The 15,867-nt window shown below is 58.3% G+C and carries 15 protein-coding genes and 1 pseudogene; all 16 read right to left on the reverse strand.

The genetic code is table 11. From position 1 onward, the window contains the following. A partial coding sequence (locus tag B088_RS06715; protein ID WP_018107650.1) for a transposase occupies positions 1-578 on the reverse strand: 578 nt, incomplete at its 3' end. Continuing rightward, positions 547-936: an ISAon1 family transposase N-terminal region protein gene (locus B088_RS06720; protein ID WP_018107651.1), complete on the reverse strand. Its 390-nt coding sequence runs from the start codon at positions 934-936 to the stop codon at positions 547-549. The genes B088_RS06715 and B088_RS06720, both read right to left, overlap by 32 nt. A gap of 224 nt (positions 937-1,160) precedes the next feature. Further along, entirely contained in the window at positions 1,161-4,049 is a 2,889-nt protein-coding gene (locus B088_RS06725) for a cation-translocating P-type ATPase (protein ID WP_018107652.1), read from the reverse strand. A 152-nt stretch (positions 4,050-4,201) separates the two neighbouring features. Beyond that, positions 4,202-4,645 carry a protein-export chaperone SecB gene (locus tag B088_RS06730; RefSeq protein WP_018107653.1) on the reverse strand — a complete coding sequence of 148 codons (444 nt, stop codon included), beginning with the start codon at positions 4,643-4,645 and terminating at the stop codon, positions 4,202-4,204. A 17-nt stretch (positions 4,646-4,662) separates the two neighbouring features. Then, on the reverse strand, positions 4,663-5,073 hold the full coding sequence (locus tag B088_RS06735; RefSeq protein WP_018107654.1) for a hypothetical protein: 411 nt from the start codon (positions 5,071-5,073) through the stop codon (positions 4,663-4,665). Next, positions 5,070-5,474: a hypothetical protein gene (locus tag B088_RS06740; RefSeq protein ID WP_018107655.1), complete on the reverse strand. Its 405-nt coding sequence runs from the start codon at positions 5,472-5,474 to the stop codon at positions 5,070-5,072. Before B088_RS06740 ends, B088_RS06735 begins: the two co-directional genes overlap by 4 nt. Before the next feature lie 112 nt (positions 5,475-5,586). Continuing rightward, entirely contained in the window at positions 5,587-6,378 is a 792-nt protein-coding gene (gene nagB, locus B088_RS06745; protein ID WP_025082197.1) for a glucosamine-6-phosphate deaminase, read from the reverse strand. A gap of 29 nt (positions 6,379-6,407) precedes the next feature. Then, the gene (locus B088_RS06750) at positions 6,408-7,622 is read right to left on the reverse strand and encodes an FprA family A-type flavoprotein (RefSeq protein ID WP_018107657.1); all 1,215 of its coding nucleotides are present in this window, start codon (positions 7,620-7,622) and stop codon (positions 6,408-6,410) included. 245 nt (positions 7,623-7,867) lie between these two features. Next, a pseudogene (lgt, locus tag B088_RS06755) lies at positions 7,868-8,686 on the reverse strand (prolipoprotein diacylglyceryl transferase); the annotation flags it as partial. A 282-nt stretch (positions 8,687-8,968) separates the two neighbouring features. Further along, a complete protein-coding gene (locus B088_RS06760) occupies positions 8,969-9,340 on the reverse strand; it encodes an MmcQ/YjbR family DNA-binding protein (RefSeq protein ID WP_018107659.1) in 372 nt (123 codons plus the stop codon). A gap of 90 nt (positions 9,341-9,430) precedes the next feature. Beyond that, a complete protein-coding gene (nqrF, locus tag B088_RS06765; protein ID WP_018107660.1) occupies positions 9,431-10,684 on the reverse strand; it encodes an NADH:ubiquinone reductase (Na(+)-transporting) subunit F in 1,254 nt (417 codons plus the stop codon). Positions 10,685-10,730: 46 nt separating this feature from the next. Beyond that, on the reverse strand, positions 10,731-11,348 hold the full coding sequence (nqrE, locus tag B088_RS06770; RefSeq protein ID WP_018107661.1) for an NADH:ubiquinone reductase (Na(+)-transporting) subunit E: 618 nt from the start codon (positions 11,346-11,348) through the stop codon (positions 10,731-10,733). A gap of 46 nt (positions 11,349-11,394) precedes the next feature. Then, positions 11,395-12,021: an NADH:ubiquinone reductase (Na(+)-transporting) subunit D gene (locus B088_RS06775; RefSeq protein ID WP_018107662.1), complete on the reverse strand. Its 627-nt coding sequence runs from the start codon at positions 12,019-12,021 to the stop codon at positions 11,395-11,397. Between the two features lie 2 nt (positions 12,022-12,023). Then, positions 12,024-12,752 (reverse strand): NADH:ubiquinone reductase (Na(+)-transporting) subunit C, encoded by a 729-nt coding sequence (gene nqrC / locus B088_RS06780; RefSeq protein ID WP_018107663.1) that lies wholly within the window; start codon positions 12,750-12,752, stop codon positions 12,024-12,026. 23 nt (positions 12,753-12,775) lie between these two features. After that, entirely contained in the window at positions 12,776-14,011 is a 1,236-nt protein-coding gene (locus B088_RS06785) for an NADH:ubiquinone reductase (Na(+)-transporting) subunit B (RefSeq protein WP_018107664.1), read from the reverse strand. 53 nt (positions 14,012-14,064) lie between these two features. Continuing rightward, positions 14,065-15,414, reverse strand: a complete 1,350-nt coding sequence (locus B088_RS06790) for a Na(+)-translocating NADH-quinone reductase subunit A (protein WP_018107665.1) — start codon at positions 15,412-15,414, stop codon at positions 14,065-14,067. Positions 15,415-15,867: the final 453 nt, after the last annotated feature.

Below are 15,867 nucleotides of genomic sequence, written 5' to 3' on the forward strand. Positions count from 1 at the left end.
TTTTCCTGCAGGGTCAGCTTCTCTTTTACCGTCTTATTCTTCTTCCGCTCAAGGGCAAGGATCGCTTGTCGGTGGCGGATTCGGACACTCTGGAGCTGCCCAAGGATTTCGCGGAGGACGTGAAACTTGTCCGCCACCAGATAGGCATTGGGAAAGGTCGTCCTCGCCAGCCAGTCGTAATTCGGAGCCATGTCCCGAGTCACACTCAAGACCTTCATCTTGGTCTTGACCGGAAACTTTGACAGGACCTGCCGAAGCTCGGGGATCCTGAGCGTATCGGCCATCAGAGCGATCTTGCTCGTCTCCCGGTTGCTGATGATCGTGTAGCAGACGCCGTCGATCGTCTTCTCATCGATCGCCATGTAGGAGCCTACGTTTGACTCCTTGAGGATCGGCACCCTGATCTTTTTTCGTCCTCCCTCTCGCCGGACCTCGATATCATCTTGATAGATCCTGCCGTCCCGCTCTGCCTCACGGAAGCCACTCAGGTAATCCTTGTACCACCGGTCAAGACGCTTCGCATCCGTCCCGAGGACATAAGCGATATTACCAATGCTGATCGGCTTCCCCTCGACCAATTTCTTTTAAAAAAGCACCGAATTTCGGTGTGCATTTGATCCCTTCGATCGTGTATTTGTAGGTGTTGAAATAGGACTCTCGACCACCCTTCTCCTTCCACCGACGCCGTCGTATATAGATGAAAGCCTCGCAACCTGCTATGGGAAAAGTCTGGATCTCGCAGGGATTCATATATCCGCATCGGACCACCTCCTTGGCTTCCGCCAGCTCAGGGGGATAATGGCTCTCGTCGTCCTTCTCGTCCATATAGAGTCGGTAGACCCCGCACTCCTTTTTCACTTCCTTCAGCTCAAAGTCGCGGAGGATCTCCTCCGGAACAAATGCCGATATCAGATCCCTTATCTCTGCTGTTTCCATAAGCTAAAACTACTGCCTGGTCCGTTATCTATTGTCTCCTCAACAAAGGTAATCTCTTCCCCCCCCCCCCAGCACATCAAAATGCGAATTAGCCGCACATGTCTCGAGGAGACAGTTTCTTCCCTGAGGAGACAGATGGAGACAGAGAGAGACTTTGCCTCATCGGTAGGTCGTACCTTTGCAATCGCTTCTCATCACCGACTCAGCCGAGGGGGTACTGATGATTAGGCAGCCCCACTTGCTCTCCGTACCAGTCGGCGGAGCTGATGCCCCAGCTCGGGGATCCAGAGGACGAGCGACGTGACGCCGATGATCAGGAGCCAGTCCTCTAGGCTCAGCCCGCCCTCGACGGTATTGAAGAAGCGCTGCAGTCCGGGGACCTCGATCAGGGCGATCTGCCCGAGGAGGATCACACCGGCGATGGAGAGCAGTCCCCGGCAGCCCTTGAAGTGGAGCGCACTGCGTCCTGTGGCGAAGGCGCGGGCGTTGAAGAGGTTGAAGAACTGCAGCATCACGAAGGTGGTGAAGAAGAGCGTCAGCTCGTAGGGCGTCAGTCCGTCCGCTGCTCCCGGTCGTGTGGTGACGAGGTCTCGTAGGGCGGTCACATCGGCATGCTCGAGGTGGTAGAGTAGGGCGAGGAGGAAGAGGAAGAAGATCCCGCCCATGGCGATGATGGCCCGACCCATACGCCGGGTGATGATGAAGGCGTCCCGGTCCCTCGGTCTCTCACGCATGACCGATGGGGAGGGCGGGAGCGAGGCGAGAGCCATGGCGGCAAAGGTGTCCATGATGAGATTGACCCAGAGCATCTGCGTCACTGTCAGCGGTGACTCGGTGCCAATCATGGCACCCACGAGCACGATGAGGCAGGCGGAGAGATTGACCGTGAGCTGGAAGAGGAGGAAGCGCTGGATATTCTGATAGAGCGAGCGACCCCACATCACCGCCTTACCGATGCTGCTGAAAGAGTTGTCGATGATGGTGATGTCGGAGGCCTCCTTGGCAACCGAGGTGCCATCGCCCATCGAGAGTCCGACGTGAGCAGCCTTGAGCGCCGGGGCATCGTTGGTCCCGTCGCCCGTCACCGCCACCACCTGGTCGAGCCGCTGGAGCGACTCCACGAGCCGCTTCTTGTCCATCGGTCGGGCGCGGGCAATCACCTTTAGCCCCGGCACCAGCGCATCGACCTCGTCGTCGGTGAGGGCGGCGAAGTCTTTCCCCGTGATGATGCTCTCCTCCCCATCGTCCTCGCTCCAGAGGCCGATCTGTCGCCCGATCTCGCGAGCTGTGGCGGGGGTGTCGCCGGTGACGATCTTCACGTTGATGCCGGCACCGAGGCACTCCTCCACGGCGTCCTTGACATCCTCCCTCACCGGGTCGCTGATCGCCACGATGCCCTGGAAGGTGAGCCCCTCGAGGGTCACGCCGTCACCCTGTAGCGGTATGGGGGCATCGAGGACCTTGTAAGCGAAGCCGAGCGTCCGCATCGCCTGACTCTGGTAGTCGGTCAGCTGCTGCTGGATCTCCGCCTCCGTCACGCCGCTCTCTGTGCGGGAGCAGAGCCGGTAGACGATCTCGGGGGCGCCCTTGACATAGAGCACCACCTTGCCCCCGAGGAGGGCAGAGCGGACTAAGGTCGCCATATACTTACGCTCGGTGGAGAAGGGCAGCTCATCGATCACCTCGGCCGACTTGCGCAGCGTGCGGTAGTCGATCCCCCGGTCACGGAGCCAGAGGATCAGAGCGCCCTCGGTGGGATTGCCGAGCACCTCCGGCCGCTCCGGGTCGCTCTCATCGAGATCGGCGGTAGAGTTGACCGCCAGCCCCTCCTTGATCCCTTGCGACACCTCATCGCTCCCGAGGGTCTGCTCAGCGCCGAGCCCGTAGAAGTGCGACTCGGCGACGCTCATCCGATTTTGCGTGAGCGTCCCGGTCTTGTCGGTGCAGATGACGGTGATGGCGCCCATGGTCTCGCTGGCGTGCATCTTGCGGACCAGGTTGCTCGTCTTGAGCATCCGGCGCATATTGTAGGCGAGGCTGAGCGTGACCGCCATCGGCAGTCCCTCCGGCACCGCCACGACGACGACGGTGACAGCGATCATCAGCGTCTCAAGGGTGTAGGAGAAGAGGAGTGTCAGGTCTGCCCCGGGCAGTAGCTGATTGTGCAGGGCGATGGAGCCGGTCATCAGGATGGCAAAGTAGCCGGTGATGATGCCGGTATTGAGCGTCCAGTGCCAGCGGCCAAACTTTCGGCTCACGAGGAGGAAGAAGAGGGCCGTCGGTACCACCAGCAGCCACGAGATCGGCTCCCAGTCAAAGTACCTGATCATCCGTCCGGCGATGATCATCCCAGCGAGGATGTAGCTCACCTTGGTGATCAGGAGGCTGAGTCCATCGAGCTGCTTATTGAGCGGTGTCTTGACGCTGTCGTCGATCTGAGCGGCGACGTAGACTTTCCCATTCTCCGTCTCGTCCCCCACGGCGGTGACCCGGAAGACTCCGTGCCCGTCCATCACCTTCGTCCCCCGCAGCACCATATCGGTCGGGTAGGAGGCGCCGGGGTCAAAGTCTGCCTCGCGGGTGGACTTGAGCGACGGGACGCTCTCACCATTGAGGGTCGACTCGTCGACGTAGAGCGAGACCGCCTCCACCAGTCGCCCGTCAGCCGGCACCTCGGAGCCGGTGTCGAGGAGGACGATGTCGCCGACGACGAGATCTCTCTTGGGTATCATCGTCGTGATGCCGTTGCGGAGCACCTCCACCGGTTCGTCGTCATTGACCTGATTGAGGATCGCAAACTCCTTGTCCGCCTGCCGCTCGAAGTAGAAGGCGATGCCGGTGGCGAGGAGGATGGCGATGAAGATGCCGATGGGCTCAAAGAAGACCGATGCCCCCGCCTCGGTGTCCAGCCCCCAGTACTCCCAGCAGGAGATCCCCACGGAGAGCGTCCCGGCGATCAGCAGGATGATGATCAGCGGGTCGGTAAACTTCTCGAGGAATTGCTTCCAGACCGGCTCCTTGGCGGGCGGGGTGAGCACGTTGGCGCCATGCTTCGCCCGGCTGCGAAGCACCTCCGCATCCGTCAGTCCCATCAGCTCTCTCTTCTTATCCATCTCTTCTCGTGGTGAGTTGTACAATTGTCCCTTGACTCCAAGGGGTGCCAAAGGTAATGAAATTTTGATGTCCCTATTGAGATTCTCTGAAAACAAAAGAGCAATACAAGAGAGCCTCTCCTGTATCACTCTTTCGGTACAATCAATAGGAATTATTCAGTCTTGCTGTCCGAGGGAAATTCCTCACTCATAGAGTCTAGTAGTCTTTGTCCAATAGGTTGCATATTGAGTGTGGGCATCACCACAGGACTCCCTCCGGATAGTGCCGTGATATTTGTCGCATAGGCTCTGATGTAGGGGAATAAGATCGCAGGACCATTGATGCAGACATACTGCTTTAGCTCCTCGAAATCCTCCGTCTCGTAGGTGAAGAATCCAGTGATCCTAAAGAATAGGTCAGTGGTCTTGAGGGTATCACTCACTGATACGCCCAGCGTGATCTCCAGCTTTTTTTTCTCTCTCATCAGCTTCCCGGAGGGGTCAATGCTGAGCTGAAAGGTGCCGGAGGTCTCTCCTCTCTCAAGTTTTAGCCTTGCCTCAGATACGTGGTACCCGTTGAAGCTAAAGTGGGCAGTAGTGGTAGATGTATCGCTCATTTGTCTTTCCTAGATCCTTATGCAGCCATCACGATGGCATTATTAGTCTGATAGTAGCTCCGGTGCAGGTGGTCACCTGTCGGGCAGGTCCATAAGGTAGCGGACTTGGTCACATCAGTTGAGAAGGTACTAAGGCTCGCACTACTACGAGCCCCCAAAGTGTGCGCAGAGGGAGATAGCTCAAATAGCTCCTCTCCATTACAGAAGAGAGGGGCATCGTCACCAAATAAGTCATTGACTCGGTCCTCAAAGGCTATCGCATCTGATGCGAAGTCTTCGCTACCGGAAGTCTCACTCTTGGGACCATAGCTGACGAGGAAGACTCCCCTCTCCTCGGAGTACTCGTACCTGACCTCCAGCCAATCGTACTTCTTGATCAGCTGCTTAAGTCCCTCGACGAGTATCTCTTCAACTCTATTATTCGTCATGATGCTTCTAAATAGTCCTCAAATTGTTTGATTAGTGACTTCGCCTCCTCCAGGCATCTCTTTCCTTTCCTCTGACCAAGGACAGTGCTTTTATAGTCCGCCACCACCCTGAGTTGCTTTAGGTTTCGCACCCTCCGCCGGAATGCCAGCTGGCACGTCACATCCTGTGATAGTCTAGTTGCTGTCTCTGTGATGAGATAGTTGTGCGAGCCGACTCCCCCGGCATTTGCATCCTGATCTCTCAGCGAGATGGGTCTTAGGGGATCACTGGCGAGCGTATGCTTCATATACTGAACTACTGCATAGTAGGAGCAGTGAATACTAGCATTGGCACTGTAGTCATCCTCGTCGTTGAGGAGCCGAGTTGCTAAGTCGATATTGCTCTGTGCTTTGTCCTTCATACGACACTGGCCCTATGCCCTCTGCAAAGGTAGTGAATATATCGGATGATGGATACCCGGCTTATGCGAGTCGACTTTTTCCCATTAGGATACAGACAGTATCACCGAGCGATCAGAGGTTGTCCTTCTCGATGTCCTTAAAGTAGCGGTAGGTGCCGACCGTCAGCTCGTCGCACGCCTCCTCGTCGCAGACGATGATGCCGTGGGGGTGGAGCTGCAGGCAGGTGATGGTCCAGCGCTGGCTCACGGGACCCTCGACCACCTCGCGGATGGCGCGTGCCTTATTGTGCCCATTGGCGAGGATCATCACCTCGCGGGCATCCATCACGGTGCCTACGCCGACGGTGACAGCGGTCTTGGGGACCTTATTGAGGTCGTTGTCGAAGAAGCGCGAGTTGGCGATGATCGTGTCGGTGGTGAGGCTCTTCACACGAGTGCGTGAGGTGAGCGAGGAGCCGGGCTCGTTGAAGGCAATGTGCCCGTCGGGACCGATACCGCCCATGAAGAGGTCGATGCCGCCTACCTCCTTGATCTTCGCCTCGTACCGCTCGCACTCCGCCTCGATGTCCTCGGCGTTACCATTGAGGATGTGGGCGTTCTCCGGGAGGATGTCGATGTGGGAGAAGAAATTGGTCCACATGAAGGAGTAGTAGCTCTGCTCATGCTCCTTCGGCAGACCGATGTACTCATCCATATTGAAGGTGATCACGTGGCGGAAGGATACCTCACCAGCCTTGTGGCGGCGGATCAGCTCAGCGTATGTGCCGAGAGGGGTCCCGCCGGTTGGGAGCCCGAGGACGAAGTGGCGGTCCTCCGTGGGGGCAAAGGTGCGGATGCGCTCGATGATGTGATTGGCGGCCCACTTGGACATAGCCGCCTTGTCCTGCTCTATAATTACTCTCATAAGGTTATGCGAATGTGTTGGTGAAAACTTTACTTAGCTATCTCAGGGGTGCCGGAGAGGATCGCCTTAGCCATCGCTTCCCCGAGACGGACACCCTCAGCCTCCTTATCGTCGGCCATGGACATCAGCATCGTCACCGGGTCGGCGACGGTGGTCCACTTCATCCGCTCACCGAAGTCGGTCAGCTTACCGGCGACGTTGGGATTCCATGAGCCGGTGCCGAAGTGACCGAAGAAGCGGGGGGACACCTTGCGCATCTCCAGCTTGGAGAGCAGCTCCTCGATCTTCGGGTAGAGGTTATTATTGTACGTAGGAGAGCCGATGATCACGCCGGAGTAACGGAAGATGTCGCTGATGGCGTAGGAGACGTCTTGGCTGGCGAGGTTGTAGACTTTCACCGGTGTCACGCCTGCCCTCCCGGCGGCGTGGGCGATCGTGTCGGCGAGTTCGCTCAGGTGGCCGTACATAGTCGCATAGACGAGTACCAGACCCGGCTCCGATCCGTAGGCAGCGAGCTGGTCGTAGAGGCTCAGGATCTCCGGGATACGCTCCTGCCAGATGCTCCCGTGGACGGAGCAGATCTGCTTGATCGGGAGGGCCTCCACCTTCTTTATCGCTTTCTGGACGAAGGGGCCATACATTCCGACGATATTGGAGTAGTAGCGGGTGCACTCATTCATCTGATGCTCCGTGTCGCTCCTCTGGTAATCAAAGATCCCGCCGTCCACCGTGCCGTAGCTGCCGAAAGCATCGGCACTGAAGAGGGTTTCCTCCTTGGGGTCGTAGGTAAACATCACCTCCGGCCAGTGGACCATCGGTGCGGTGATGAAGCGCAGCTCACGCGAACCAATCGACAGCGTCTCCTTCTCGCTCACCTCGAGGACATGCTCCACCTCGCCGAAGTACCCCTCGAGCATCTTTTTGCTCTGACGATTGACGACGAGGGTTGCCTCCGGGTAGTGGCTCAGGATCAGCCCAAGGGATCCGGAGTGGTCCGGCTCCATATGATTGATGACGATGTAGTCGAGCTTGTCGCCTGCGAGAGCCGCCTTGAGCTGTCTCAGGAAGCGATCGGTGTAGGTGATGTCGACGGTATCGAGGAGGACGTTTTTCTCATCCTTGATCAGGTACGAGTTGTACGCCATCCCGTGGGGGATCGGCCAGAGGTTCTCGAAGAATCTTGTCTGGCGATCGTTGACGCCGAGGTAGTAGGTGGAGTTATTGACTTTTATGATGGGTTCCATTGCTTATCTTGTGAGTGTGGAAATGAAAGTTATACGATGCGACCATCTGCCGGCCGCTTACAGGTGAGGCTGTACCAGATCGACCATAGTCCGAGGAGGACGATCGGGATGCTGAGCCACTGACCGATATTGAGCGCCTGGGAGACTGCTGTCTCCGTCTCGGGACGGTGGAGGAGGTAGAGGATGCCAAAGAAGATCAGGTGCAGCGACACGCCGACCACCCAGAGGACCGGGGTGCGGTACTTCTTTCCCTTCAGCAGCAGGGCTACGATGAAGCCGATAGAGATCAGGACAGACGGGATGGCAAGCCACTTGGCTATGCTGAGCCCGGTCATCGCTTCATTGGGCACCTGATCATTCTTCAGATACTCGATAAAGAAGCGGAAGGTGAAGATCAGCACCATCGTGATGCCAAACATCAGCCCCACGTGCTTCTGCGCGTCCCTCCGCCAGTAGAGCCAGAGCATCAGCCCGAAGACGAGGAAGTAGAAGGTTGCCTCGTAGATCTGTGTCGGGTGCGACGGTGCCGAGAAGATCGGCTCAGCTCCCGCTCTCCACTCACCGATATTGGTGATGAAGCGGAAGGCCCACGGTACGTCCGTTGCGTGGCCGTAGATCTCGTGATTGCAGAGGTTGCCGAGGCGGATCATACCCGCCACCAGCCCCACGGGGACGCAGAGCCGGTCAAAGGTCCAGAGCATACTCCGATGGGTCACATGCCGAGAGTAGATGTAGATCGCGATCATGATGCCGAGGACGCCGCCGTGGCTCGCTAGTCCGCCGTGCCACACCTTCAGGATCTCGCTCGGATTGGCGAGGTAGTACTCCGGCTGGTAGAAGAGGCAGTGCCCCAGTCGCGCCCCGACGATCGTGCCGATGACGACGTAGTAGAAAAGGGCGGTCAGCCAGTCCTCCGGGAGCTTCTCCCGCTGCCACATCTTGCTGACGATCGCGTAGCCGAAGACGATCAGCCCGAAGGCAAAGAGGATACTGTACCATCCGACGCGGAGCCCTCCCCACTCCAGCAGGATCGGGTCCAGAGTCCAGGTGACGACATCAAGCATAAGTGTTATCTATATCAATATTGAAAGATGCATTTTCAAGCACGACAAAGATACCACTTTCGGCGTGTAATCGTAAATGCACCCACTCCCTCCCGGGGGGTGACGCAGTAGAGCTCAAATGCCTCCGTCCTGTCTAACGTGTGGGATCCGGTATGCCCTGTCCCTCGCCCTTCGCTCATGCTGCCGGGGCTTTCGCGGAAACCACTTTTGGAGAAGCTATTTCGTATCTTCAGCCACCAGAGCAAGTAATACTACAGATCCGCCGTGGATGGTCGGTTTGCTCTACTGGCTAGCGCGGGCAAGGAGGTCGCGGTCGCGGCGCGGTAGTCCGGCGACCACCAGCTCGTAGGAGCGGATGATGAGGTGACGCACGATCTCCTCCGGGCAGTCGAGGTCGAGTCGGAGCGACGTCCAGTGCTTCTTGCTCATATGGTAGGCGGGCATTAAGGCGTCGTACCGAGCGTGGAGTGGTGCCACCTCCCCGAAGTCGCTCTTGAAATTGAGAAGCGGGTTACCCTCGTGGTCCTCCAGCACCATTGCAAAGATCCGCCCCTGCACGCGGTAGAGTACGGCGTCCCACGACTCCTTGTACTCCTCGACAGCGCCGGGGAGGCTGAGGCAGAGGTCTGGTATGAATGAGTAGTCGCTTAGCATATCCCAAAGGTACAGAAGATAAATCAAAGGGGTGCTGCATCTCACATGAGATGCAGCACCCCTTTTTTTATTGGGTATCAGATCGGCGGATTAGCCGAAGTTGTCGAAGTAGATCTGCTCGTCCGGTACGCCGAGGTCATCGAGCATCTTGAGTGCGGAGGCGGTCATCGGACCGGGGCCACACATGTAGTACTCGCAGTCCTCAGGAGCGGGGTGATCCTTGAGGTAGGTGTCGTAGAGGCACTGGTGGATGAAGCCGGTAGGACCGGTCCAGTGGTCGGACTCGGGAGCGGCGGAGAGGGCGATGACAAACTTGAAGTTCTCATTCTCTCGCTCGATCTCGCGGAAGTCCTCCTCGTAGAAGATCTCCATCCTGGAGCGGGCTCCGTAGTAGTAGGAGACCTTACGGGTCGTGTGGGCGGTCTTGAAGAGCCAGAGGATCTGGGCACGGAGCGGCGCCATACCGGCACCACCACCGATGTAGATCATCTCGGCGTCAGAGTTCTCATTGATGTGGAAGTCTCCGTAAGGACCGCTGAGGCGCACCTTGTCACCCGGCTTGAGGTTGAAGATGTAGGACGAAGCGATGCCGGGAGGTACCTTCATCCAGCCACCGTTCTTCCGGTCAAAGGGCGGCGTGGCGATGCGGACATTCAGCATAATGATGTCGCCCTCCTCGGGGTAATTGGCCATGGAGTAAGCACGGGTGGTCTCCTCCTCGTTCTTTGCGGTGAGGGGCCAGAGCTTAAACTTATCCCACTCGCCCTTAAACTTCTCATCCACCTCCATTGTGGAGTAGCTGATGTCGTACTCGGGGATGGTGATCTGGGCGTAGCTACCGGGCTTGAAGTCCATGTGCTCGCCCTTGGGCAGTGCGACGACAAATTCCTTGATGAAGGAGGCGACGTTGTGATTGGAGACGACGGTGCAGTCCCACTCCTTGACGCCAAAGACGGACTCCGGTACGCGGACCTTCATGTCGTCCTTCACCTTGACCTGGCAGGAGAGACGCCAGTCGTTCTTGATCTCCCTGCGGGAGAAGTGGGGCACCTCGGTGGCGAGGATCTCGCCTCCGCCCTCCATCACCTGGCAGCGGCACTGACCGCAGGAGCCCTTACCTCCGCAGGCGGAGGAGAGGAAGATGCCTTGGTTCTGGAGCGTATTGAGGAGCGTGCCGCCCATGGGTACGGTGTAGGTCTTGTCGTCATTGACCGTCACCTCGACATTGCCGACCTTCACGAGCTTCGCCTTGGCGAAGAGGAGGACGACGACGAGGAGCAGGATGATGATGAGGAAGACGACAACACTCGTCAGGATCGCTGTAGTAGATATTGCAAGTAGCATTTCTTTCTTGTTTCCTTGGGTAAAAAGGGTGATCTCTGACGAGGACTTAGAGGGCGAGACCGGAGAAGCTCATGAAGCCGAAGGCCATGAGACCGGTGATGATGAAGGCGATGCCGAGACCCTTGAGTGCCTTGGGTACACGTGAGTACTTCATCCGCTCGCGGATGGCGGCCATGGAGGCGATGGCGAGGGCCCAGCCGATGCCGGAGCCGAAGCCATAGGTGAGTGCGTGTCCCACGGTGGGGAAGGCACGCTGCTGCATGAAGAGCGATCCGCCGAGGATGGCGCAATTGACCGCGATCAGGGGCAGGAAGATGCCGAGCGAGTTGTAGAGCGCCGGGCTGTACCGCTCCACGACCATTTCCACGAGCTGGACGAAGGAGGCGATGACGGCGATGAAGATCAGGAGGCTGAGGAAGCTCAGATCCACCTCGGCAAACTTTGGTCCCAGCCAGGTGAGAGCACCGGGCTTGAGGATATAATTCTCGAGCAGCCAGTTGATCGGCACGGTGAGGGTCATGACGAAGATGACGGCGGCACCGAGTCCGATGGAGGTCTTCACACTCTTCGAGATGGCGAGGAAAGAGCACATCCCGAGGAAGTAGGCGAAGATCATGTTATCCACGAAGATCGACCGGACGAAAAGGCTTAGATATTCTCCCATAATGATAATCGATTGTTCTCTATGTGATACACTTGAGCCTTAGGGCTTACTCCTCCTCCCACAGCTCGTGGTGACGGCTGCGGTGGACCCAGATGATGCAGGCGATCAGGATCAGCGCCATCGGCGGCAGGATCATGAGGCCGTTATTCATATAGCCGGCGGCATAGAAGCTATCGGGGATTACCTGATAGCCGAGGAGCGTCCCGGAGCCGAAGAGCTCACGGAAGAAGCCGATGATGATCAGGATGATGCCGTAGCCGACACCATTGCCGATACCGTCGAGGAAGGACTGCCAGGGACCATGGGCGAGGGCAAAGGCCTCGAGCCGACCCATGAGGATACAGTTGGTGATGATCAGTCCGACAAAGACGGAGAGCTGCTTATTGAGGTCATAGGCGTAGGCCTTGAGTACCTCGCTGATCACGGTCACGAGGGCGGCGACGACGACCAGCTGCACGATCATGCGGATGGAGTTGGGGATCGTCTTGCGGAGGAGGGAGATGATGACGTTGCCGAAGGCGACGACGATCGTCACCGAGAGCGCCATCACGATGGCGGGCTCAAGCTTCGAGGTGACCGCGAGAGCGGAGCAGATGCCGAGCACCTGGACGATCACGGGGTTGTTGCCACTGATCGGTCCGAGGAGGATGTCCTTATTCTTTAGCTTTGACATAATCAGTTATTCTGCTGCTTGAGGTTATTGAGGAAGGGCTCATACTGCGTCAGCACGTCGAGGAGCATGTTATTGACTCCCTTAGAGGTGAGCGTGCCACCGGAGATACCATCGACATAGTCGCGACTCTCGTCCATCTTACCGGGCTTGACGACGGCGATGGAGGTGAAGCTCCCATCACGGTAGAGGTGCTTGTCGCGGAATTGTCCGCTGAAGGGCTCGTGCGTGATCTCAGCACCGAGACCGGGGGTCTCGCTGGCGTGGCTGAAGTCTGCCCCGAGGACGTTGTCCCCGTCACCTGCGACGGAGATGTAGCCCCAGATGGGACCCCAGAGACCGGCGCCGTAGAGCGCCATGACGTAGGCCTTCTGTCCGTCGAGCGAGGCCTCAAAGACCGGGTAGCACTCCTGCTCGGCAGGGGTGCGGAGCTCAGCGATGTCGTAGCTAAAGGCGGGATCGGTCGTGCCGGTGCCGCGGGTCTCCTCGATGACGTTGCCCTCGCGATCGACGAGGTAGGCGTCGGTGATGGTAGCGTTGTAGGTGTCGATCACCTTATCCTTAGCCACCCCGGAGATGCCGAGGGAGCGGAGGATCTGCTCCATCTTGTCGATATTCTGATTGTCGATCTGTCGATCCTTGAGGGACTGTGAGGTGAAGGCGAGCCCTACGGCCACCAGGATGACCATCACAGACGCATAGAGGATCACATAACCGTTGTTTTCCTTATTCATAGTCTTTTATCGTCCTTCAGGGATTACTTGGAGATCGCCTCGGCGTGTGTGGCGGCCGCCTTATTGGCGCGCTTCGTGCGACGGCTGACATTAGCCTCCACGACGAAGTAGTCGATCAGCGGGGCGAGGGCATTCATCAGCAGGATCGAGAGCATCATACCCTCGGGGTAGCCGGGGTTGAGCACACGGACGCAGATGGCGAAGAAGCCGATCAGGAGACCGTAGATCCACTTACCTGTCTCGGTGCGGCTGGCGGTGACCGGGTCGGTCGCCATGAAGACGGCACCGAAGGCGAAGCCTCCCAGCATCAGATGACTCCAGGCGGGCAGGGTCATGGCGGGGGTGGCGCCGATGGCATTGAACATCAGTGCCGTCAGGAAGCCGCCACCAAAGGTGGCTACCATGATCTTCCAGCTGGCGATGCCGGTGCAGAGGAGGATCAGCGCACCGATGGCGATGGCGATGATCGAGGTCTCACCGATCGATCCGGGCATCAGTCCGGAGATCATGTCCCACGAGGTGAGGGGCTGGCCGAGGGCAGTCGTAAGTGTGCCGGCGGTCTCCTCCGTCCAGGTGGCTACCTGACCGAGCGGGGTGGCACCGGTAAAGCCGTCCACCACCTGGTCGCTGCCGCCAAAGCCGAGTGCGCGACCGGTCGGTACCCAGACGTCTCCGGACATCTTGCTCGGGTATGAGAAGAAGAGGAAGGCGCGGGTGACGAGGGCGACGTTGAAGATATTGTATCCGCTGCCGCCGAAGACCACCTTAGCAAAGATGACCGAGAAGACGATCGCCAGGGCGAGCATCCAGAGCGGCACGCTCCATGGCACGATCAGCGGGATGAGAAATCCGGTAACGAGATATCCCTCGGAGATCTCCTCGTCCTTGATCTGCGCGTCGGCAAACTCGATCGCCAGACCGACGATGTAGGAGACGAGGAAGCGGGGCAGGAAGGCGAGGAAGCCGTACCAGAGACGGCTCCAGAAGCCGTACTCCACCAGCTGACCTGTCACGAGGAAGTGCTGGTAGCCGAGGTTGTACATACCGAAGAGGGCGCACGGGATCAGCGCCAGCACCACGGTGATCATCGCACGCTTCATGTCGATGCTGTCGTGGATGTGGACGCCGCGACGACTTGTCTCCGTGGGCACGAAGAGGAAGGTGCCAAAGCCCTCATAGAGCGACTTCGCCCAGTGCATCGGCTTGCCTTTCTCAAACTTCGGTGCTAAGTTGTCGAACTTTTTCTTAAAAGAATTCATGTATGTCTCTACTATGGGATTGTGTGGCGTGAGCACTCACGCCGGTCCATCGATCAATTCATCTCCTTATAGAGCTGATCCAGACCATCGCGCACGATAGCCTGCAGGGGCAGCTTGGAGGTGTCGACAAATTCGCACAGAGCGAAGTCCTCCGGCACCACCTCATAGATACCCAGCTGCTCCATCCGCTCGATGTCAAAGGTGATGATCGCGCGGATCAGCTGCTCGGGGAAGATGTCCATCGGGAAGACCTTGTCGTACTCGTTGCTAAACATCAGCGGGCGCTCCGAGCCGTGGAGACGCGCATCGATGGTGTACTTACGCTTCCCGGTGAGCCAGGAGGTGAAGGTACGCGAGACGGAGTACTTGTCCAGTCCCGGAGCCATCCAGCCGAAGAGCTCCACCGTCTCGTCCCCCTCGGGGATCGCGGTGATGATATTGGTCCGAGTGGAGAGGAAGGGGTGGCTATCGGTGACCTGCAGTCCTGTGAGCACATCCCCGTCGATGAGGCGGAGGTGCTCAGCCGTATTGGCCTTTTTGTCGGAGACAATGTCCTCGACCTTAGCGCCGGCGCGGACGACAGTGATCCCTCTCTTCTCCATACCGGTACCGGCGCAGGCGACACGCTTCGTCAGGTCTACGTGACCGGTGGTGAGGAAGCGTCCCAGCAGAGCCATCTCCGTCACGGAGAGGGTCCAGACGACCTCCCCCTGATTGATCGGGCGGGTATGATTGATCAGCACGCCCACGTTGCCGGCAGGGTGGGGACCCTTCACCTCATACTCGCGGACGCCCTTCAGCCCCAGAGCCTCTCCGGGCGCATAGCCCATGTAGACATCGCCCTCGGTGAGCTTGCCCAGCACATCGGCAGCGATCTGGAGATACTTCTTGTCCTCTCCGAGGAGCGCCATCGTGTCGGGCAGGAGTGGGGCGGTGAAGTTGGCGGTGACATAGATGTCCCGCGGTCTCTCCGTCGGGTCCGGCACCATATCGTACGGCCGCTTGCGTAGGAGGGCGAGCATGCCACTCTGCATCAGGAGCGAGAGGATCTCCTCACGACTCCGCGAGGTGACGTCCGTCACATCGAAGTCCTTATACGTTACGTCGGCGTCTGCCTTGATCTCGACGTAGAGGATCCTGCGCTTCGCACCGCGCACCACCTGCACCACCTCGCCGCTGACGGGGGAGACGAGGACCATCTCCGGGCAGGACTTGTGGTAGAGGACAGGACTGCCGGCCATTACACGATCGCCTACCTGCACAGACAGGCGGGGCTGTAGCCCCGGGAAGGATGTCGGACTGACGCCATAGGACGACCCGACAGAGGAGGGGATCACCTCCTCAGATGCGTCGCCTGCCAGTCGTATGTCGAGACCCTTCTTGATACTGATCTCTTGAGCCATATACTATCGCTACTCTATTTTTTTTTGGATATCTCTCTTGTGTGTACCAATGACACGCAAAGGTACCTATTTATTTTAGAAAAAAATATCCAATTGCCCTCCTCCCGAGGGGTGACGCATTTGAGTCTTAAGGCAAAGAAGGGATCATCCCTGTCGCTGTTCAATCCTGTCGACTGATCCCAGCCATGCTGCTACCGCCTGCCGATCCCGCAGGGGCGAAGCCCCGGAGGGATCATCGCTTTTTAGACCGGGTGTCGAGGCACGAAGTGCCGAAGACCCCGGGAAACGACGACGCATTCAAGGTATACGACCCCGCCAGGGTGTCGCACATACCAGTCAGTCAATCAGTGCGACACCCTAGCGGGGTCGCGGGATCGCTTGCATTGCCCGGTCCACGGGTCTTCGGGGCTACGCCCCTTGACCCGTGGCTATGGAGCGGGCACCCCTGTCGGG

Source organism: Porphyromonas bennonis DSM 23058 = JCM 16335 (assembly GCF_000375645.1).
In the GTDB taxonomy this organism is placed as follows: domain Bacteria; phylum Bacteroidota; class Bacteroidia; order Bacteroidales; family Porphyromonadaceae; genus Porphyromonas_A; species Porphyromonas_A bennonis.